Consider the following 20,015-nt stretch of genomic DNA (forward strand, 5'->3'; position numbering starts at 1 on the left):
GAACAGTCCTGCGTTTTCTCTTCCAGTCTAATTTGACCCGAGAAAAACAACGCTCCCATTTCAAGTTTCGAGTGTTCCTACTCACGACCCGGCGTGACGCCAAGGCCATCCTTCGCGGCAAAAACCAGACCAAATGGCACAAAGTCATTGCGGGCATTGAGTGTTTTACTTCACATGGCACCATGACGCAGCCAACGATAACATCAGAGCGCGACGCCAGCGGCAATCAAGTGCGCATTTCTGGTGAGTTGGTCACCCAATCCCTGCAAACTGTGGAGCGTGATTTTGCTGCAGTCCAACCTTTCGGGGGCAAGGTCGTTTTTGATCTGTCCGGCGTCGAAGCACTGGATACGGGCGGAGCCTGGCTGGTTGCAGACCTTGGCCGGAGGTTCACGTCAAACGGTGCCACACTGGAGTTTCACGGTGTGAAACCCGCACATGCGGCGCTGATAGACACTGTAACCCGCAGTATCCCGGACAAACCCGGAAAGCTCGAGGAACCTCGTGGATTTCTGGACTGGGTCGCTCATGTGGGTCAGGGCACATTCGGAGCCTGGAAGGATACTCTATCGATCCTCGAATTTCTGGGCCTTACCTTGCACCGCTTGTTTCGGTCCCTGGTCATACCGTGGCGCCTGCGAAAAGCGGCATTGGTGACGCATATGCAGGAAACTGGGGTCAAAGCCCTTCCCATCGTGGCCCTGATGGGTTTTCTGATCGGTGTCGTGCTGGCCTTTCAGGGTGCGACACAGCTGAAACAGTTCGGGGCAGAAATCTTTGTGGTCGAATTGATTTCGATCTCTATTCTGCGAGAGCTGGGAATTTTGCTGACCGCCATTATCGTTGCCGGCCGCTCGGGTTCCGCATTTACGGCCTCGATTGGTTCGATGAAAGTACAGGAAGAGATTGACGCCATGCGGACGCTGGGTCTTGACCCGATCGAGGTTCTGGTCGTTCCACGTGTTTTGGCGTTGTTGATAATGCTGCCCATTCTTGGCTTTGTCGCAGATGTTGCCGGCCTGTTCGGCGGGGCCCTTATGAGCTGGATCGATCTGGGCGTAAGCCCGGGCATGTTTGTCACTCGTTTGAAAGAAAACACCGATGTCTGGCAACTTGCAGTTGGTTTGATCAAGGCACCGTTCTTTGCATTGGTCATCGGGGTTATAGCCTGTTGGCAGGCCATGCAGGTAAAAGGGTCTGCCCAGAGTGTCGGGCAGCGTACGACAGCTTCGGTCGTGCAATCCATTTTCATGGTGATTGCAATCGACGCATTGTTTTCGATTTTCTTTTCAGAAATCGGAATCTGACATGAACGATGGCATCCAGCACAAGGCGGCACACACCACAGCGCAGCGTGACGCCGTGATCCGTGTTCGCGGTCTCAGGAACCAATTCGGAACACAGGTGGTTCATGACGACCTGAACCTTGATGTCTGGCGTGGCGAGGTTCTTGGTATTGTTGGCGGGTCCGGAACCGGAAAATCCGTTTTACTTCGTACAATTGTGGGTCTGAACAAACCTGCGGCGGGCAGTATAGAAGTGCTGGGCGTCGATGTCCTGAACGGCCCCGAAGAAGATCGCCGCAGGATAGAACGGCACTGGGGCGTAGCCTTTCAGGATGGTGCGCTGTTTTCATCGCTGACCGTATTGCAAAACGTGATGGCCCCACTGCGAGAACACACGGGCATTAGTGAAAAGCTGATGGAATCGCTGGGCGCGTTGAAGATCAGCCTCGTGGGTCTACCCCAGCTGAGTTGCGGCAAGTTTCCATCGGAACTGTCGGGCGGAATGCGAAAGCGCGCCGCGCTGGCACGGGCACTGGCGCTCGATCCCGAGATCGTTTTTCTGGATGAACCGACTGCCGGGTTGGACCCGATTGGCGCGGCTGCATATGATGAACTGATCGGCGAATTGCAGCAGGCACTTGGGTTGACGGTTTTCATGGTCACTCACGATCTGGACAGCCTTTACGCCATCTGCGACCGCATTGCAGTGCTTGCAGAAAAACGCGTGCTGGTTGAAGGTCCGATTGAGGACATGACCAAAGTGGACCATCCTTGGGTGCAGGAATATTTCACAGGCCCCCGAGCCCGCGCGGCGCAACAGAAGGGTCAGGACAGGTAAAGGCGATGGAAACCAAAGCAAATTACATCCTGATCGGCGCGTTTACCCTTGCGGGGCTGTTGGGCGTTTTCGGCTTTTTCCTGTGGTTGGCGAAATTCGAAGTGACCCGGCAATACGCTTATTACGACGTATTATTCGATAACGTCTCGGGGCTTTCGGCGGCGGGTGGGGTAAATTTCAACGGCCTTCCTGTTGGGCAGGTGCTCTCTTTGAACCTGGACAAGGACGATCCGTCCAAGGTTCGGGTGCGTATAGAAGTGGATGCAGATATTCCGATCACCGAAGAAACGATCGCCCAGCTTCAATCGTTGGGCGTAACCGGCGTAGGTTACATCGAACTTACCGGCGGGTCACCGACCGCCAAAAGATTGCCGCAGGACGGCGTGATCAAAAGCAAGCGCAGCACCATCCAGTCTTTGTTTGAAGGCGCACCGAAGGTGCTGGACGAGGCCGTTACACTTCTGGAAAGCCTGAACAAGGTCGTTGACGACAAGAACCGGCAAGCCGTGAGCGGCATTCTGGATAACCTTGCCTCTGCAACCAGCCGGCTGGACAAGACTTTGACAAGCTTTGACTCCGTGGCCAGCGACATAGGCAGCGCAGCCCGAGATATTGGAGAGTTTTCAAAACGTCTGGACCCTCTGATCGAAACGGCCGAGACGACCCTCAAGACCGGCACGGAGACGCTCAATTCAGTTAAGTCCGCGTCCGAGTCAGCCAAGACCGCGCTGGACGAAGCGAAAACGACGATCGAGACAGCAGACCGCATCCTGCAGCAAGACATTCAACCTTTCATCGAGCGCGGATCGCAACTGGCCGAACGGTTGACCGTCTTGTCGGATGAGGGCAGCGTCACACTTGGAATTGTGAATGAAACCGTGTTGAACGCCAACACGACACTTGGTTCGATAACAACTGCAATGGACACAGCCAAAGGCGCGCTGTCTTCGGCAGAAACAGCCTTTGAATCAGCCAATCGCGTCATGGAAGAAGATGTGGCACCCGTTGCGGAAGATATCCGAAAGGCAGCCAACCAGGTAACCGAAACAGTCTCGAACATCACAGATAAGATCGATCAAATTTCGGACGATGTCCTGAGCGCATCGAATTCTGCGTCAGAGCTGCTGGGAACAATTGACGGCATCGTTCAGACCAACCGCCGCCAGGTTTCGGATTTCCTGCGGGTTGGTCTGCCGCAATTTATCCGCTTCGTCGAAGAATCCCAACGTCTTGTGATCAGCCTCGACCGTCTGGTGGACAAAGTCGAACGTGATCCTGCGCGGTTTCTGCTGGGCACCCAAGCATCGGAGTTCCGTCAATGATCAAGCCTGCAATTGCAATACTGACGTTTGCATTGGTCGGTGGATGTGCCGGATTGGGCACTTTGAAACAAGCCGCGAAACCTAACGATCTGTATCTGTTGACACCCAAAAGCACGTTTTCGTCGGCGCTGCCGCGAATACAGAAACAGATCGTTGTTGAAGAACCAACAGCAACCGCCGCTGTGAACACGGATCAGATCGCCATTCAGCCCACCCCGTTTCAGGTTCAGTATTTGCCACGGGCGCGTTGGGTGGATCGCGCACCTCTGATCGTTCAGACGCTGTTAATCGAGAGCTTTGAGAACTCTGGCAAAGTCGCTGCCGTTGGCCGGTCAACGGTTGGATTGCGCGCTGATTATGTGATCGCACCAGACCTGCGCGAGTTTCAGGGCATTGTTGTCGCGGACCCCGAGAACGGAGACAAAATCCGTATCGAAGTACGCATGAACATAAAGGTCATTGATGAATACGACGACAAGATCATCGCTTCGAATTCGTTTCAGGAAAATGTCGTTGCCGCAAGCGACCAGACATCAGATCTGATCAAGGCGTTTGATTTAGCTTTGGGGCGCGCGATGCGGGATGCCGTTGAATGGAGCATTCGCAGGATCAACACGCATGTGGCCAACAATCCCAGATCGAACCCCAGTTAAGCTAAGCCACATGTCAAAACGGTGCGCGCGGGCGCAGTTCGCCCACACGTGTTCTGGGTAAACGGTTTTTTGTTCCGGATCTAGCCTCAGAAACGAGATGCCGAAGCGCGTTTCCAATCCGCCGCGAATTCCTCGGGAACAACATCCGCCAGCAACGCACCATCCTCCAAATAGGTGTAAAGTTCGCCATAGGTGCGCTCTTGCTCGTCCGCCGTACGACGTAGAATGTCGCGTGGATGCAGTTCGGACACTTTTTCCTTCCCCATCGCACCCAAGAGTTCACGGAAGCTTTCCAGTGTAGCGTCGTGATACCGGTGAACGCGCTGCCGCTTTTGCGGGATGTTCACCGCGCGCCCCCGAACTGGGTCCTGGGTGGCGACCCCTGACGGGCAACGGTTCGTGTTGCAATGCAAGGCCTGAATGCAGCCAACCGCAAACATCATCGCCCGCGCGGCGTTGCACATATCCGCACCAAGCGCGAATTTCTCGACCATGTCGTATCCGGTCGCCACTTTGCCCGCACAAATGATCCGGATCTTGTCACGCAGCCCAACGCCACGCAGGCAATTGTTTGCGAAAATCAGCGCCTCGTTCAGGGGCATGCCCAGACGGTTGGTGAACTCGACTGGGGCCGCGCCCGTACCCCCTTCTGATCCGTCAATGGTGATGAAGTCCGGCAGTATACCTGTCTCGAGCATGGCCTTGCAGATCGACATGAACTCGGACGGGTTGCCAATACACAATTTGAAGCCGACTGGTTTGCCACCAGACATTTCGCGCAGATGTTGAACAAAGTGCATCAACCCCGAGGGCCCTTCAAATGCACTGTGTGTTGGAGGGGAAATCACATCCTGATGCTCGGGCACCCCACGGATTTCGGCAATCTCAGCATCGACCTTGGCAGCCGGCAGAACTCCACCATGCGCTGGCTTGGCACCTTGGGACAATTTGATCTCAATCGCCTTGACCACATCCTTTGTGGCCTTGTCGGCGAACTTGTCTTTGTCAAATCCGCCTTCAGGCGTACGGCATCCAAAATAGCCCGTCCCAATCTGCCAGATGATGTCGCCGCCTTCGGCCAGATGGTGAGGAGACAATCCGCCTTCACCGGTGTTGTGGACGAACCCTCCGTCCTTTGCCCCGCCATTCAGCGCGCGGATGGCGTTGGCGCTCAGCGCACCGAAACTCATGGCCGAAACATTGAGGCGCGAGGCACTGTAAGGTTGTGTGCATTGCGGTCCCCCCAGCATCACGCGGAGTTCACTTTCGTCTACGTGTTTGGGCGCAAGTGAATGATTTGCGCGGTGATAACCAACCTCGTTAATGTCGTACTGGGTCCCGAAGGCCTGCGTGTCCATCTGGCCCTTTGCGCGGGAATAAACTAGCCCCCGAACGATCCGGTTGTAAGGTCGACCGCTTTCATTGGTTTCAACGAAATACTGTCGAATTTCCGGACTGACAAATTCCAGCATATAACGGAAATGCCCCAGAACCGGGTAGTTGTTCAGCACATTGTGTTTGGTTGTCAAAATGTCATAAAGACCAATGACCGCGTAGGGCACCAAAAGGACCAAAAGCCAGTGTGCAGGGGGCCAGAAAAAACCCAAAAGCAACACAAGTGGCAGGCAGACATAGCTCAGAAAATAGTAGATCCTGCGTACAATCATGTTCCTGTCTCCTCGTGTTTCCGACCGGCCATTGCGCGTTCCAACAGCACTCAACGTGAAACAGATTGATTTTTAATTGCAAGCTTTTGAGAGAATTAATCCGCGCAAAGACGAAAACGTGAAAACGCGTTACGGCCTCTCAACAGTTGAACAGGGTGTCGCCAGTGGATATGCCACGCATACCAGAAGACGACAGGCACACACTTGACAAAGACGCATTCCCAACCCCGGCGCGACCGAAAGAGCCTTATGTTTCTCGCTGTCTTTGCCGGAGGGGCGCTGGGATCGTTGTTGCGCGAAGTATTCGCACTGGAAATCCCTGGCCTCAGTTTCCTCACGTCGACTTTCGGCATCAACGTGACGGCCTGTTTTGTCTTGGGATGGCTGTATTCAATACGTCACAAGGTGCACGCTCATGTGCTGCATTTGGGCGCAGTCGGGTTTTGTGGTGGGTTATCCACTTTTTCATCTTTTGTAGCTGATCTGGAACGCATTGCCGAAGGTGATCTGTGGGCCGTCCCTGTTGCCGTCGGGTTGGAAATTGCTTTCGGCATTGGCGCTGCGCTGGTCGGAGAAAAGCTGGGCAACCATTTTCATTCCGAAAGGTCACCGTCATGAATGATCTCTATCTTCATGCGATGTTCGCACTGGGAGGAGGCCTGGGGGCGGTCCTACGTCATTGGCTGGCTTTGAAAGTGCGGCACGATTTGCCCTTTTCAACGCTGTTCGTGAATGTAGTGGGCAGCCTGCTGCTTGGGCTCTGGATCGGCTATCTGGGTGGCCCTGTCGACATCCCCGAAGACCAAAGACGGCTGGTATTTGGTTTTTGCGGTGGGTTTACCACGTTCTCCAGCTTTGCCTACCAATCTCTTGAACTTCGGCGCGAGCGCACTCTGGTTCTGGCAGCTGGCAATATCCTGATCAGCCTGGCGCTGTGCTGGTTCGCCCTGTGGCTTGGGCTGACCTTGACGCGCTAATGCACATGAGCGGCAACATGTGACCCGGGCTTCGGAGCGCGACAAAAGAAAAGCAATGGAATTGTCGCCAAGGCAAGCAGACCCAGATTGTTGAATACGGTCAAATAGGAAATCATCTCGGCCTGCTTCATGATTTCCTGGCCCAGAATGGCAGCACCTTCAGCGCTGTCTGGCGCAAGGCCAAGCGGGCTCAGATACACCTGGGCCGCGGGGTTATAAGGCGTCACATTCTGGCTGAGCACCGCCGTATTGGTCTGCAACCCGCGTACAACCCAGGTGCCGACCAGCGAGATGCCAACCGACGATCCCAATTGCCTTGTCACATTGAACAGACCAGAGGCTTCGTCCTGCCGGCCTTTACTGATGCTCTCGAAAGCCAGTATCGACATCGGCACGAACACAAGACCCATACCGAGGCCGCTGATGGCCCCCGGCCACGCGAGCTCCCAAAAACCGGCATTGAGGTTGATGGCCCCCATCATGAAATTCCCGATCGCCGTCAGCAACAGACCGATGCCCGCCAGCAGGCGCGGATCAAAGCGGTTTACCAGAACTGCGCCGGTCAGAACCATGGACAGCCCTGCGGTCAGGCCACGCGGAATGAACAGATGGCCCGACGCGATGACCGGGAAATCCAGCAGGCTTTGAACAAGCGTCGGCAAAATCGCGATGCCCCCGAACAGAGACACGGCAAAACCCGCGATGATCAGATTGCAAAGGGCAAAGTTTCGATCTGCGAACAGACGCAGGTCCACAACCGAATTGCGAGAGGTCAACGCGTGAAAAATGAATCCAAACGCCCCGAGAATTGCTGCAATCGCGGCCACTTGGATGACGCGGGACGACATCCAGTCCAGTGTCTCGCCTTGATCCAGAACGAATTGAAGGCACCCGATTCCAACAGCCAGCAGAGCAAGGCCTTTCCAATCGATCTGGACCTCCTCGGTTTTGTCTTCCGGCAATTCTCCGGCCAGCAGAAGCAGTGCAAGGGCCGCCACGGGAAGATTGACGAAGAAGACCATCCGCCAGGAAAAATATTCGGTCAGGATTGCACCGACCGTTGGCCCCAGAACCGGCGCCACCACGACGCCCAGACCGAAGATGGCCATTGCCTGTCCGCGCTTTTCCCGCGGGAAGGCATCAAACAGAATGGACTGTGACAAAGGGATCAGGAAAGCGCCGAACATGCCCTGAGCCAGCCGAAAGGCAACAATGACCTCAAGGCTCCACGACATGCCGCACATCATCGACATGACGGCAAAACCAGTCACCGCCGTCAGGATCAACCGTCGTCGGCCCACGCGTCGGGCGACGAACCCTGTCAACGGCATGATGACCACCGCAGAAACGATATAGCTGGTCAGAATCCATGTCGCCTGATCGGTCGTCGCCCCAAATGCGGCCTGGATATGCGGCAACGCCACATTGACAATCGTACTGTCTAGGACTTCCAGAATGGCGCTGAGAACAACGGCGATCACGATCACCATGTTCACATGGCCGGACGCCGCAGGGGTCATTTGCCGTCCACCGGACCTGTTGTATCTACGACAACTTTGCTGCTGCCTCCGACACGCAAGGGCGCATCGGTCGGGTCAAGCTCGATCCGAACCGGAAATCGCCGGGTGACCTTGACCCAATTCCCGCTCGCGTTTTCCGAGGGCAACAAGGAAAACGTGTCCCCGGACCCTCGCCCGATTGACGCCACCTTACCTGTAAGCGTCGTCCCAGGGAGCATATCGACACGTATCGTGACCGGCTGCCCCGGACGAATGCGCGCCAATGCGGTTTCTTTGAAGTTCGCGTCCACCCACCAATCGGACGATTCGACAATCGAAAATTGCGGAGCGTTGGCGGACACCGAGGATCCGGGGCGAAGGGTCAGATTGGCGATCCATCCGTCGGCCGCGGCATGGATCTTGGTCCAGGCAAGGTTGGTTTCCGCTATTTCAAGCTGTGCCCGCGCAGACAGGATATCATCCTGTTTCGCTTGCAACCCGCTTTTCAGTGCCAACAGGCTGGACTGGCTGGTCGTCAACCTTGCAGAGGCTTGCGCGAATTCCGATGCCGTCTGATCAAGCGATGCCTGTGCGACATCGCCTGATGCAAACAATGCCTTCGCACGTTCAAAACTCTTCAATGCAGTATCGTAGGCCGATTGGGCGCTGTCCACCGAAGCCTCAGCCGCAGCAATCTGTGTGGAATAGGATTTGGCCTGTTGTATCGCACTATCCAGATTGGCTTTGGCTGCATCCACCGAAGCCTTGAATTGAGTGTCGTCGATCGTGAAAAGCAGATCGCCGTTTTTCATGGGCTGGTTTTCGATCACATGTACATCTGCCACCTGCCCTGTCACCTGCGCAGCGACATAGATGATGTTCGCGCCCAGATATGCATCCTTAGTGGACGGGTACCGCTCTTCGTGCCTCCAGAACAGAACAAGACCGACTGCAATTGCTGCAAGTATCAAAGCCACGGCTGCGATTTTGAGTGGCTTCATTTTCTTATCCCTTTCTGCACACGACCCATGAGCATCACATCACATGCATGTGCATTCTTATTGCCAGATTTCCCAACACCCAGACCGTTCCAAGGATCATGATCAACAAAACCATGGTTGAAAACAGGACCAGGTGCAGGTCTTCCCGGCTGCTGCGCCGACGATCGATGTGCAGGAAATAAACAAGCTGCAGAACAAGTTGGGCCAGACCTAGCAATCCAATGGTCAGGTAAACACCGGTTGTTTCGATCCCAAACAGGTAGGCTGCGCCAAACATTGCCACCGTCAGCAAAAGCGAACCACCGTATCCGATCACATAGCGCCGACGCTCGCGACGGTGCATTTCAGAGCGCTTATCCATAGGTCAGACCTCCGAAATAAACGATGGTGATGATCCCGATCCAGATCAGGTCGAGAAAATGCCAGAACAGTGCCAACCGCACCACGCGGGAGATAACAACATCCGTCATCCCTTTCACGCGAAGTTGGATACCCAGAACGATCAGCCACAAGCATCCTGCGGCGACGTGCACACCATGCAGAGGAACGAGCCCAAAGAAGGCCGACAAGAAACCGCTGCGCTGCGGAATGCCTCCTTTTCCCGCCATGGCCATGAAATCACGCACCTCAAGCACCAGAAAACTGATCCCCAGTAAAAGCGTGACGCCAAACCACAAAACAATGCGACCGCGCGGGAGATTATATTTCAGCGCCAGCATGGCAAGGCCAACCGTCAGGCTGCTCGTCAACAGGATAAGCGTCTGTGCAAAGGCGCTTTTGAGATCAAACAGCTCGTGCGGGCCGGGACCACCGGCCTGCGCATCGATCATCGTGATGTAAGTCGCAAACATCAGGCCGAAATAGACCAGGTCACTCATCAAAAAGACCCAGAACCCGAAGGTGACAACCTCGGTCGCCTTATGAGCACTCGCGTGGCGTTCCCCCAGATTGATCCCTGGGTAGCTGTGGGTGGGCGCACGCTTCATGTGATCACCTCCAGATCGGGGCGGGCGAGGCCGCGATTCTCCGGAGACGTCTCGAAATCGCGATCCACCGCTTTTTCGCCGTGAACCCGTGCAAGCCAGGCTTCGTGATCCTTGCGCACTTCTTCCGCTGGTATGGTCAGCTCGGTGCTGTCATCGAACGTCCAGACGATCACCACCAAGATCATCAGAACCGTCATCAATGCTGCCAACCACCAGATCCACCAGACCAGCGCGAACATCCAGACGCCGCTCAGAACACACAGGACAAAGCCGATGCCTGTATTGCGCGGCAATTCGATATCTTCATAAGCGTCAGGCGTTGGGTAGGCTGCACCCTTGTCCTTTGCTGCCGCAAAATCATCCCGATCCGTAACGGTTGGAATGATCGCAAAGTTGTACGGAGGCGGCGGCGACGGGATTGACCATTCCAACGTGCGCCCATCCCATGGATCCCCAACTGGAACGCGGGTCTTTTCGCGGTCGCGGATGCTGGCCCAAAGTTGGATCAGAACCGAGAACAACGCGCAGGTAATCACCAGCGCCCCAACGATCGCCACTATCATGAAAGGATGGAAGGATGGGTCATCGTAACTGAAAGAACGGCGCGGCATCCCCATGAGTCCGACGAAATAGAGCGGCATGAAAGTCAGCAAAAACCCTACGGTCCAGAGGGCAACCGTGACGCGGCCCCAGAACTCGTTCAGACGAAAGCCAAACGCCTTGGGGAACCAGTAGTTATAGGCTGCCAAAAGACCAAACAGCACCCCCGGCAACAGTACGTTGTGGAAGTGGGCCACCAGAAACAGCGTATTGTGCACCTGATAATCCACGGTCGGATTCGCTAGGATCACCCCGCTCAGGCCTCCGATCACGAACAACATCAAAAACGCCAAGCCATACAACATCGGCACCGAGAACCGGATGCGCCCCCGCCATAGAGTCGCCATCCAGTCATAGACTTTTACACCGGTCGGAATGGCGATCAGCATCGTTGCGATACCAAATACAGCGTTGATCAGGGCGCTCTGCCCCATGGTGAAAAAGTGGTGCAGCCAGACCGTAAACGACAGAACCGCTATCGACATCGTGGCGATGACAAGCGAATTGTAGCCGTAGAGCCGCTTGGCCGAAAAGGTCGCAAAAACCTCGGAGTAGATACCGTAAGCAGGCAGAACCAGCAGGTAGACTTCGGGGTGTCCGAACAGCCAGAACAGATTGGCATAATTCATCATGTTGCCGCCGAGGTCGTTGGTGAAAAAGTGGAAATCCAGATAGCGATCAGCGGCCAACAACAGCGCCGCGACGCCCAAGGGCGGCATGGCAAAGACGATCAGGATCGAACTGCATATGATGGTCCAGCAATACATCGGCAGCCGCATGAACGTCATTCCCGGCGCGCGCATCTTGTAGATCGTAACAGCGAAATTGATCCCGGTGAGCGTTGTGCCAACACCCGAAACAACGATCGCCCAAATCCAGTAGTCCGGCCCAACGCCCGGATTGAAGGCTGCACCGGTATACGGCGGGTAGGCCGTCCAGCCACCGGTCGAGAACCGACCCACCACCAGCGAAACCATAAGCATCATGCCAGAGGACACTGTCAGGCCCAGGCTGATCTGGTTCAACCGAGGAAACGCCACGTCCCTCGCGCCGATCATCAGCGGAACTACGTAGTTCGCGATGCCAAAGACAAAGGGCACCGCGACAAAGAAAATCATGATCGTGCCATGGGTACTGAACAACTCGGCGAAGTGTTCAGCCTCCAGGAAGCCATCGCCTGGTCCGGCGGCTTGCTGCGCGCGCATGACGACGCCCTCCAACACGCCACGCGCCAACATCACGATGGCGAAGACGACATACATGATCCCAATCTTCTTGTGATCGACACTGGTCAGCCAATCGCGCCAAAGGGGCGTCCACAACCGAAACCAGCTGAGCAGGCCGACCACGACGACAACGCCAACCAAGACGATTGCGGCAGCGGCGTTGGCAACGATCTCATTTGCGTTCGGGTTCTGGATTAACCCTGTGACCGGAAGCGCATCCCAGTTGAGGCGGCCAAAGAACCCTGTACCCGGTGAAGTCATTTCTGCGCCTCCAGCCCGAATGACGCCGTTCCGGGCTGTTGATCCACCAGAACTGCTTCGCCCCCGTGATAACGGTGCAGAATGCTGTGAAACAAATCCTCTTCCATTGTGAAGTACAACGCATCCTTCGGCATCTTTGCAGTGCCCAGCACAGCCTGAACCTCATCCCTGTCTGTCCGCATCGCAAGCGTCTGATAAGTTGCAGGGTTTAGTTGGATACCATTGTCACGAACTTTTTGGACCCATGCTTCGAACTCATCATTGTGCATCGCTACGGTGCGAAATTTCTGTTTGGTAAAGCCCCGCCCGTTGTACTGCGTGTTCTCGCCCTGCATGACTTCGGGCGCGTCTGCGACCAGATGCAGTTGGGTGGTCATGCCCGGCATCGCGTAAATCTGGCCGGCCAGTGCCGGGATCATGAAAGACTGCATCACGGTATCGGTGGTCAGTGTCATCGCCACCTGTCGTTTGGTGGGAATCCCAAATTCGCCCACACTGGCGATGCCAAGATCGGGGTAGATGAACAGCCACTTCCAATCCAGTCCGACAACCTGCACACGCAAGGCCGGATCTTCACCAAAAGCCGTCGAGTACGGATCAAGCCGATGGGTGGCCTTCCAAAGGTAGAACGAAAGCAGTGCCACAATCAAAACAGGCACGCCCCACATGAGGAATTCCAACTTTGCCGAAAAATCCCATTCCGGACGATAAGCTGCACTGCTGTTTTTTCGCCGGCGATATCGGAGTGCGATCAGCGGCACCAATACCAGAACAGGGACAACGGCCACCATGATCAATGCGGTCGCCCGCAGCAGATGCGTTTTCTGGATGGCGGCAATGGGCCCTTGCGGATCCATGAAACTGTCGCTGGCCGCCACCGTTTGCGACATCGACACCAACAGGATCACGGCCACCATGAGCAGAGGGATTGGGTTGGGCATATTGACTTGTGCCATAACAGACTGCCCTTTCCTCAAACAATTTCCATTCGACTATCGGCAAGTGTGTGAATTTTCTCAAGAGTTTTTCCAAACCACAAATTGTCCGGGTCAGTCCCCAATTCAATTTCGGGTGTAACGGGTCCAGGGATGCGCGGTATGTTCCCGTTGACTTGCATTCCCAGCCGGGACAGACAAAACAATGATGCGTATTCTGTTTTTCTCTTTGGCATTAATCCTCCTTTGTCAGCCCACGCTGGCACAGGATCGTGCGGCGATCGAACGCCAGTTTCAGTTGTGGTTGCAGGAAACCATTTGGCCCCGGGCAGAGGCCAAGGGTGTGACACGCGAGACAATGCAAGCAGCCCTCTCTGGCGTGACCCTTGAGTGGAACTTGCCGGATCTGGTGCCGCCGGGTAGCGCACGCAAAACTCCCAAGGTCCAGAAACAGGCCGAGTTTGGCTCACCCGGTCGCTATTTCAATCCGGGGTCGGTACAAGGCGCAACATCGGCAGGACGGAAAATGGCACGGCGCCATGCCGCAACTCTGGCGGCGGTCGAAGCCGAAACCGGCGTTCCTGCCCGCATTGTTCTGGCGATCTGGGGAAGAGAGAGCGGATACGGACAGGTTCCGATCCGGCATGATGCTTTCAGGGTACTGTCGACCAAGGCTTTCATGAGTACCCGTGCAGACTATTTCACCGCTGAGCTTGTTGCTGCCCTGCAAATCGCGGAAGCAGGGCACCAGCCCGCGCGGCAAATGAAAAGCAGTTGGGCTGGCGCTTTGGGTCAGCCTCAATTCATGCCGTCCAACTACTTGTCGTATGCTGCTGACGGCAACGGTGATGGTGCGGCTGATATTTGGGGGTCACCTGAAGATACGATAGCTTCAATCGGAAACTACCTCATGAAACACGGCTGGGTTTCTGTACGGGACTGGGGATTCGAGGTTTTCGTGCCCAATAATGTCTCATGCGCTTTAGAAGGCCCCGATCAAGGGCGACCTATTCAGGAATGGGTTGAGATGGGGATACGTCGCGTCTCGGGCAAACCCTTTCCAGCCCATGAGCTACGTGGTGACGGGTATTTGATGATGCCCGCAGGACGACATGGTCCGACTTTTCTTGTTACGCCAAACTTCTACGTTCTCAAGGAATACAACAAAAGCGACCTGTATGCCTTGTTTGTCGGCCATATCGGCGACCGTATTCAATACGGTATGGGCGATTTCAGTGACTCCTGGGGGAAGGTCGGCGGGCTGTACAGATCCGATATCGCCAAAATGCAGGAGGCGCTGGAAAAACAAGGGCATGATGTCGGAGGGGTTGATGGGCTACCGGGTTACAAAACACGTCGTTCGATAGGTCGATGGCAAGAGAACCTGGGGATCGCACCGACCTGTTTTCCGGACGCGCCGATGAAAACAAGCTTGGCCCCGTGAGGCAAACCAGAGTGATCAGTAGACTCTGCCACCCTGCCCGTTCATTGATCCTTTGCGCCTAGAACAGGCGCTTTCAGAACCTATCGTCGAAACCATGCATCAATTGTTGCCCATTCGAAAACAGCGCGTGAGGGGCAAGTTAAAAACTTAGGTGAGTTGCGAAGGGCAGCTAGCAGCCCTTTCGCAAAGGAAAACCCTCGGTCCGTAAATAGCCATTGGCACGGTTTGTCCTTTAGACCATTGATACCCGAATGCGGACAGTATGCGCGGCTTTAAGAGAACTGCGTCTTCCAAGTGGGAAAACCGCATAAAAATAGCATGATACGTGGAACCGCAACACAGTCGGATCGTTCCTAAGAAAGTGATACTCTGAAGGATACTGCAATCAGGACAATGCAATTGAGTTTTCGTGATGGACTGACCATGATTTGCCTCCCTCTACAGGAGGTAAACAACCAACTATCCAAGCACCTGATGCGCAAGTATTGTATGCATATCGCATCCGACCAGGCTTTTGACTCCTCCTTGGCAAGGTGGCACGATTTGACTGATTACATGCCTGATCCATCAGGCATCATTGATTGACAGGGTATTGCAGCCTATGAGGACACTCCGGACATTTCCTGCTCTTCTGGCAAAACTTATATATTGAGAGGCACCATGACACGCAAAGTCACCAAAGCGGTTTTTCCAGTAGCGGGCATGGGGACGCGTTTTTTGCCCGCGACCAAATCCGTACCGAAAGAGATTATGACGCTGGTGGATCGTCCGCTGGTGCAGTACGCAATTGACGAAGCCCGCGCCGCCGGGATCAAGGAATTCATTTTTGTGACATCACGCGGAAAATCCGCGCTTGAAGATTACTTCGACCACAACCTAGTTCTGGAGCAAGAGCTGAAAGCCAAAGGCAAGAACAAGCTTCTGGAAATCCTGAACAAGACAAATATGGAAAGCGGGGCGATCGCTTATATCCGCCAGCACAAAGCACTGGGACTGGGACACGCCGTCTGGTGTGCCCGACGGCTGATCGGCGATGAACCTTTTGCCGTGATGCTGCCTGACGATGTCATCGCCGCCGACAAGCCTTGTTTGCAACAAATGATCGAGGCATACGAAGACACTGGTGGCAACATGGTCGCGGCGATGGCAGTTCCGAAGGAAAAGACTAGTTCCTATGGCGTACTCGATGTTGGCGACAATATCGGATCCGTCGTCCCCACCAGAGGCATGATTGAAAAGCCCGAACCATCTGAAGCACCTTCCAATCTGGCGGTCATCGGCCGTTACGTGCTTCGGCCTTCCGTTTTGACCAACCTCAACGCAAAAAAAACGGGAAGTGGCGGTGAAATCCAGCTGACCGATGCCATCGCCCAGGACATTGCCGCCGGCGTTCCTGCCTTCGGTTACAAATTCGACGGTCAGCGTTTTGATTGCGGTTCAAAATCAGGCTTTCTGCAAGCCACCGTTGCCTTTGCTCTTGCCCGCGAAGACCTGCGCGATGATCTGAGCCAATATCTGAACGACATTGTCGCCACTGGGAAAGCTGCTCAGTAGCCATGGGTGGTTTCACTTGACTAAAAACATGGCAATACCGTCAGTCACCCGAAGCTCGAAGGCACGTGCATGACCAATACAGTCTACCCCGTCATTCTTTGCGGTGGATCGGGAACACGTTTGTGGCCCCTGTCACGCAAAAGCTATCCCAAGCAATTCGTTCAGCTGGTCGGTGAAACAAGCCTGCTGCAAAACTGCGCGGAACGGATGCTCGGACCATCTCAAGCGCCATATGCAAAGCCCCTGATTCTGACCAACGAGGCATTTCGCTTTATTGTCCCGGAACAATTGACGGCCGTCGGAATTGACCCTGGCCCCATTCTGATCGAACCCGAAGGGCGCAACACGGCCCCCGCCGTTCTTTCCGCAGCCTTGTTTCTGGCAGCGCGTGATCCGGAGGGCATCATGCTTGTGGCGCCGTCAGATCATGTGGTTCCGGACATGGAAGCCTTTCATCAAGCCGTTGCTGAAGGCGTACGGACAATAAGTGAACGGCGCGATCTGGTTACCTTTGGCATCACTCCGACACACGCGGAAACCGGTTACGGCTATCTCAAACTTCGCCATCCTCCGGAATCGACCCATGAAGTTGTCCCATTGGATCGTTTTGTAGAAAAACCTGATCTGAAAACGGCCGAGGCGATGCTGTCGGATGGAAGTTATCTTTGGAATTCAGGCATCTTCCTGTTTGCAGTTCGCGATATCATAGCAGCTTTTGAACAGCACGCGAACGAACTGATCCCACCAGTTCAAAAGGCCGTTGCAGAGGCAAAAACAGATTTGGGCTTTCTCCGACTGGACCCAGCAGCCTGGGCGGGTGTCGGCGACATTTCAATAGACTACGCAGTGATGGAAAAAGCCTCGAACCTAAGCGTGGTGCCGTATTCTGCCGGCTGGTCTGATGTCGGAAGCTGGACCGCGGTTCAAGAGCTATCGAACCCCGATGAAGACGGAGTAGCAACCAACGGAGAAGTAACCGCAATCGACTGCCGCAACGTGTTGATACGATCCGAGTCGCCCGCGCTGGAAGTCGTAGCAATGGGTCTTGAAAACGTAATCACCATTGCGATGCCCGATGCGGTTCTGGTCGCGAGCATGGACAAGGCCCAGGACGTGAAACAGGCCGTTACGGCACTAAAGGCCAAAGGGGTGAAACAGGCTGAATCATTGCCTGTGGATCATCGACCATGGGGCTGGTTCGAAAGCCTAGTGATCGGCGACAGGTTTCAGGTCAAGCGCATCCATGTTCATCCTGGCGCGTCGCTCAGCCTGCAGTCTCACCATCATCGTTCCGAGCATTGGATCGTGGTCGAAGGCACAGCCAAGGTCACTATCGATGATCAGGAGCGTTTGGTAACCGAAAACCAGTCAGTCTATATTCCACTGGGAGCCACGCACCGAATGGAAAACCCTGGGAAAGTTCCTATGGTTTTGATCGAGGTTCAGACCGGCACCTACCTGGGTGAAGACGATATCATCCGATACGAGGACATTTACGCCCGGGATTAATTCTGGGCGATCCTAACGCGCGCCTATTCAGTAGCGGTTTACAAGCTGAGGACCAAAACTTAGCATAACATTTCCTGGGCGGTCGGCCCGGTCAGACAGGATTGACGCTATTCACGGCAGGGTAGCGCGCAACCGAAGTTTCGGACCGACGCCACAGGAGGACCCCCGTGTCACAAACATCCCCCCGATTGAACCTGCCTTTGCTGCAACCGGCACAAGCGCAAAAACATGTTACCCACAACGAAGCTCTGAGACAGCTCGATCTGGTCGTGCAACTCTCGGTACAGTCAACGGATTCCGGAACCCCGCCTGTTGTCCCCGCGCAAGGCGAAGTTCATGCTCTTGGAGCCAACCCGACCGGAGACTGGGCAGGGCATGCCGGCGAACTTGCCGCCTGGTTGGACAACGCCTGGCATTTCGTGACCCCCGGCATCGGCTGGCGCGCCTGGGATGAAGCGACCGGAGTTCTGAAATACTGGACAGGAACAACTTGGGCCCCCCTGCCAGTCAGCACTCAGAACCTTGACGGAGTCGGGGTGGCTACAAATTCTGACAGTACGAACCGCCTGTCCGTTCGCAGCCCTGCGACCTTGCTGAGCCACGAAGGTGGCGGACATCAGTTAAAGATCAACAAAGCCAGCGCAGGTGATACAGCATCGCTGTTGTTTCAATCGAACTGGACCGGTCACGCCGAAATGGGACTGTCTGGCGGCACTGGATTTTCCATCAAAGTGTCTCCCGATGGCAGTAACTGGACGGAAGTGATGACCTTTGATCCTGTTGCCGGAACCGTGTCAGGGACAGCTGTTCAGGCAGATGCCAGTGATACAACCACAGGCCGCCTGATGCGCGCCGATTACGGATACGGACCCGGCAACCTTCTTGGAACAGTGACGGAAAACGCTGGTGTTCCGACCGGAGCGGTCATTGAGCGCGGCAGCAACGCCAAAGGAGATTACGTGCGGTTTGCCGACGGTACTCAGATCTGTACGGCCACGCTTGCTCCCGTGGCCTGCACGACTGCTGAGGGTACTCTTTTCAAAAGCGGCCCAATAACCTGGGGTTTTCCGGCTGACTTTTCGACGCCCCCGAACCTGAACGGCTCTGGAGGCGTTGCGACCCGGTTTACCGGGTTTGATACGCCTTCGTCGTCCCAATCGACATTCATTGTCTTCTCGGCGATCTCGGATTCGGCAGCCCTGACGCCGGCCGTCACAGCCATTGGTCGCTGGTTCTGACAGGCAGGGCCGCCTGGATACCGGATCAGGCGGCCATTCCGACCGAAGATCGGTTGCGACCCGTTCCGCGCCATCCCCGCATCACCGGGTTTGCAGCCTTTCACCACTCCGGAAAAAGCTTGATGGTTGCTGGAACTCCCGCTTAAGGAATGCAGCAAACAACGCATAGAGGGAGGTTGCACCCAGCATACTTGCGCGATCTGCCCGTCTGACGTCTCGTGCCAGGTCGAGACCGCAAACAATATTCGTTTACAATCAATCAGAATCGGTAGGTCGCCCCGATCACCGGCCCGGACTGACTGAACTCGAAATCGTTGCCGCCGATCTCATGGTCGAAAGCGATATAGCGATATCCGCCGCGGATCACCCATCTATCATTGATGGCATAATCTGCCGTCAACAGAACCTGCCAAGTTTCGCTGCCGTTGCGGAAGCCGCCATAGTCAACGAACCCGGTTCCCGTCCATTTTTCAGAGAAGACGAAACGTGCCCTTGCGCCAATGACCGGATCGACCCAATCGCCGTCAACTGTAGTCGTACGCCCCGGTGCCGAGCTGGGCGTCAGCGTGAAATTTGTTTCGGTGCTGAACCATCTGAAACCACCAGCAATGTCCAGTTTCACAGTAGGATCTTCATAGACCCGATAAGCCACGTATCCACTGAGAAATTGGGTGGTAAATGATGTGTCGAGACTGGATCCAGCCGGACCGGATCCGGTGTTGCTAAAAGATAAATTTGTATAGTTGTAGTCTGCCAGCAAGCTCCAACGCCCATTGGATGCCGCAAACGCGCCCATGAAGGCGAAATCCAGGTTGCTCAAAGCGTCAGAAAAACTCAACGTTCCGTCCAATGTCCCCGACGGCGTTTCGATAGACGTTTCTGTTTCAGGCATGAAAAGATAAACCGTAGCTTCATAGGACCAATCGCTTTGCTGCGCGGAAGCGGTTGTTCCAGTCGCCATAACCAAGGCTAAACCGATCCCTTTAATCCCATATTCTATATTCATTTCGTCCCTCCAG

The 20,015-nt window shown here is 55.1% G+C and carries 18 protein-coding genes; 10 read left to right on the plus strand and 8 right to left on the minus strand.

All coding sequences use genetic code 11. The features are described from left to right. Positions 1 to 182 precede the first annotated feature (182 nt). From AC2FEB_RS10080 to AC2FEB_RS10095, 4 genes are read left to right on the plus strand one after another with little or no spacing between them, the layout of a single operon-like run. Positions 183 to 1,307, plus strand: coding sequence for an ABC transporter permease (locus AC2FEB_RS10080; RefSeq protein WP_496672949.1), 1,125 nt, complete (start codon positions 183 to 185; stop codon positions 1,305 to 1,307). A gap of 1 nt (position 1,308) precedes the next feature. Further along, positions 1,309 to 2,124: an ABC transporter ATP-binding protein gene (locus AC2FEB_RS10085; protein WP_117873715.1), complete on the plus strand. Its 816-nt coding sequence runs from the start codon at positions 1,309 to 1,311 to the stop codon at positions 2,122 to 2,124. 5 nt (positions 2,125 to 2,129) lie between these two features. Further along, entirely contained in the window at positions 2,130 to 3,446 is a 1,317-nt protein-coding gene (locus tag AC2FEB_RS10090; RefSeq protein ID WP_496672836.1) for an MlaD family protein, read from the plus strand. Continuing rightward, on the plus strand, positions 3,443 to 4,099 hold the full coding sequence (locus AC2FEB_RS10095; protein WP_117873719.1) for an ABC-type transport auxiliary lipoprotein family protein: 657 nt from the start codon (positions 3,443 to 3,445) through the stop codon (positions 4,097 to 4,099). The genes AC2FEB_RS10090 and AC2FEB_RS10095 overlap by 4 nt, the downstream gene beginning before the upstream one ends. Positions 4,100 to 4,185: 86 nt before the next feature. Here AC2FEB_RS10095 and AC2FEB_RS10100 read toward each other — a convergent pair whose 3' ends face one another. Beyond that, positions 4,186 to 5,766, minus strand: a complete 1,581-nt coding sequence (locus tag AC2FEB_RS10100; RefSeq protein ID WP_496672832.1) for an FMN-binding glutamate synthase family protein — start codon at positions 5,764 to 5,766, stop codon at positions 4,186 to 4,188. A gap of 249 nt (positions 5,767 to 6,015) precedes the next feature. On the opposite strand from AC2FEB_RS10100, the gene AC2FEB_RS10105 reads away from it, so the two are divergent. Beyond that, positions 6,016 to 6,384, plus strand: coding sequence for a fluoride efflux transporter FluC (locus AC2FEB_RS10105; RefSeq protein ID WP_496672829.1), 369 nt, complete (start codon positions 6,016 to 6,018; stop codon positions 6,382 to 6,384). After that, positions 6,381 to 6,743, plus strand: a complete 363-nt coding sequence (gene crcB / locus AC2FEB_RS10110; protein ID WP_496672826.1) for a fluoride efflux transporter CrcB — start codon at positions 6,381 to 6,383, stop codon at positions 6,741 to 6,743. The genes AC2FEB_RS10105 and crcB overlap by 4 nt, the downstream gene beginning before the upstream one ends. Here the strand turns inward: crcB and AC2FEB_RS10115 are convergent. From AC2FEB_RS10115 to AC2FEB_RS10140, 6 genes are read right to left on the minus strand one after another with little or no spacing between them, the layout of a single operon-like run. Further along, positions 6,740 to 8,263 (minus strand): DHA2 family efflux MFS transporter permease subunit, encoded by a 1,524-nt coding sequence (locus AC2FEB_RS10115; RefSeq protein ID WP_496884014.1) that lies wholly within the window; start codon positions 8,261 to 8,263, stop codon positions 6,740 to 6,742. The two genes, crcB and AC2FEB_RS10115, sit on opposite strands and share 4 nt — an antisense overlap. Then, positions 8,260 to 9,243 (minus strand): HlyD family secretion protein, encoded by a 984-nt coding sequence (locus tag AC2FEB_RS10120; protein ID WP_496672822.1) that lies wholly within the window; start codon positions 9,241 to 9,243, stop codon positions 8,260 to 8,262. Before AC2FEB_RS10120 ends, AC2FEB_RS10115 begins: the two co-directional genes overlap by 4 nt. A gap of 34 nt (positions 9,244 to 9,277) precedes the next feature. Further along, entirely contained in the window at positions 9,278 to 9,604 is a 327-nt protein-coding gene (locus AC2FEB_RS10125; protein WP_254683856.1) for a cytochrome o ubiquinol oxidase subunit IV, read from the minus strand. Beyond that, positions 9,597 to 10,229, minus strand: a complete 633-nt coding sequence (locus AC2FEB_RS10130; RefSeq protein ID WP_496672819.1) for a cytochrome c oxidase subunit 3 — start codon at positions 10,227 to 10,229, stop codon at positions 9,597 to 9,599. Before AC2FEB_RS10130 ends, AC2FEB_RS10125 begins: the two co-directional genes overlap by 8 nt. Further along, a complete protein-coding gene (locus tag AC2FEB_RS10135) occupies positions 10,226 to 12,316 on the minus strand; it encodes a cbb3-type cytochrome c oxidase subunit I (protein ID WP_496672816.1) in 2,091 nt (696 codons plus the stop codon). The genes AC2FEB_RS10130 and AC2FEB_RS10135 overlap by 4 nt, the downstream gene beginning before the upstream one ends. Continuing rightward, the gene (locus tag AC2FEB_RS10140; RefSeq protein ID WP_496672813.1) at positions 12,313 to 13,272 is read right to left on the minus strand and encodes a cytochrome ubiquinol oxidase subunit II family protein; all 960 of its coding nucleotides are present in this window, start codon (positions 13,270 to 13,272) and stop codon (positions 12,313 to 12,315) included. The genes AC2FEB_RS10135 and AC2FEB_RS10140 overlap by 4 nt, the downstream gene beginning before the upstream one ends. 187 nt (positions 13,273 to 13,459) lie before the next feature. Here AC2FEB_RS10140 and AC2FEB_RS10145 point away from each other — a divergent pair, with 187 nt between their 5' ends. From AC2FEB_RS10145 to AC2FEB_RS10160, 4 genes are all read left to right on the plus strand, one after another. Next, positions 13,460 to 14,695 (plus strand): lytic murein transglycosylase, encoded by a 1,236-nt coding sequence (locus AC2FEB_RS10145; protein ID WP_496672946.1) that lies wholly within the window; start codon positions 13,460 to 13,462, stop codon positions 14,693 to 14,695. Positions 14,696 to 15,355: 660 nt separating this feature from the next. Continuing rightward, the gene (locus tag AC2FEB_RS10150) at positions 15,356 to 16,249 is read left to right on the plus strand and encodes a UTP--glucose-1-phosphate uridylyltransferase (RefSeq protein WP_496672810.1); all 894 of its coding nucleotides are present in this window, start codon (positions 15,356 to 15,358) and stop codon (positions 16,247 to 16,249) included. Positions 16,250 to 16,318: 69 nt separating this feature from the next. Beyond that, entirely contained in the window at positions 16,319 to 17,758 is a 1,440-nt protein-coding gene (locus AC2FEB_RS10155) for a mannose-1-phosphate guanylyltransferase/mannose-6-phosphate isomerase (RefSeq protein ID WP_496672807.1), read from the plus strand. Between the two features lie 167 nt (positions 17,759 to 17,925). Beyond that, the gene (locus tag AC2FEB_RS10160) at positions 17,926 to 18,996 is read left to right on the plus strand and encodes a DUF2793 domain-containing protein (protein ID WP_496672805.1); all 1,071 of its coding nucleotides are present in this window, start codon (positions 17,926 to 17,928) and stop codon (positions 18,994 to 18,996) included. A gap of 259 nt (positions 18,997 to 19,255) precedes the next feature. Here AC2FEB_RS10160 and AC2FEB_RS10165 read toward each other — a convergent pair whose 3' ends face one another. Beyond that, complete coding sequence (locus AC2FEB_RS10165) at positions 19,256 to 20,002, minus strand: porin family protein (protein ID WP_117873743.1); 747 nt, start codon at positions 20,000 to 20,002, stop codon at positions 19,256 to 19,258. Positions 20,003 to 20,015 lie beyond the last annotated feature (13 nt).

This window comes from Ruegeria sp. YTSC106, assembly GCF_059609765.1.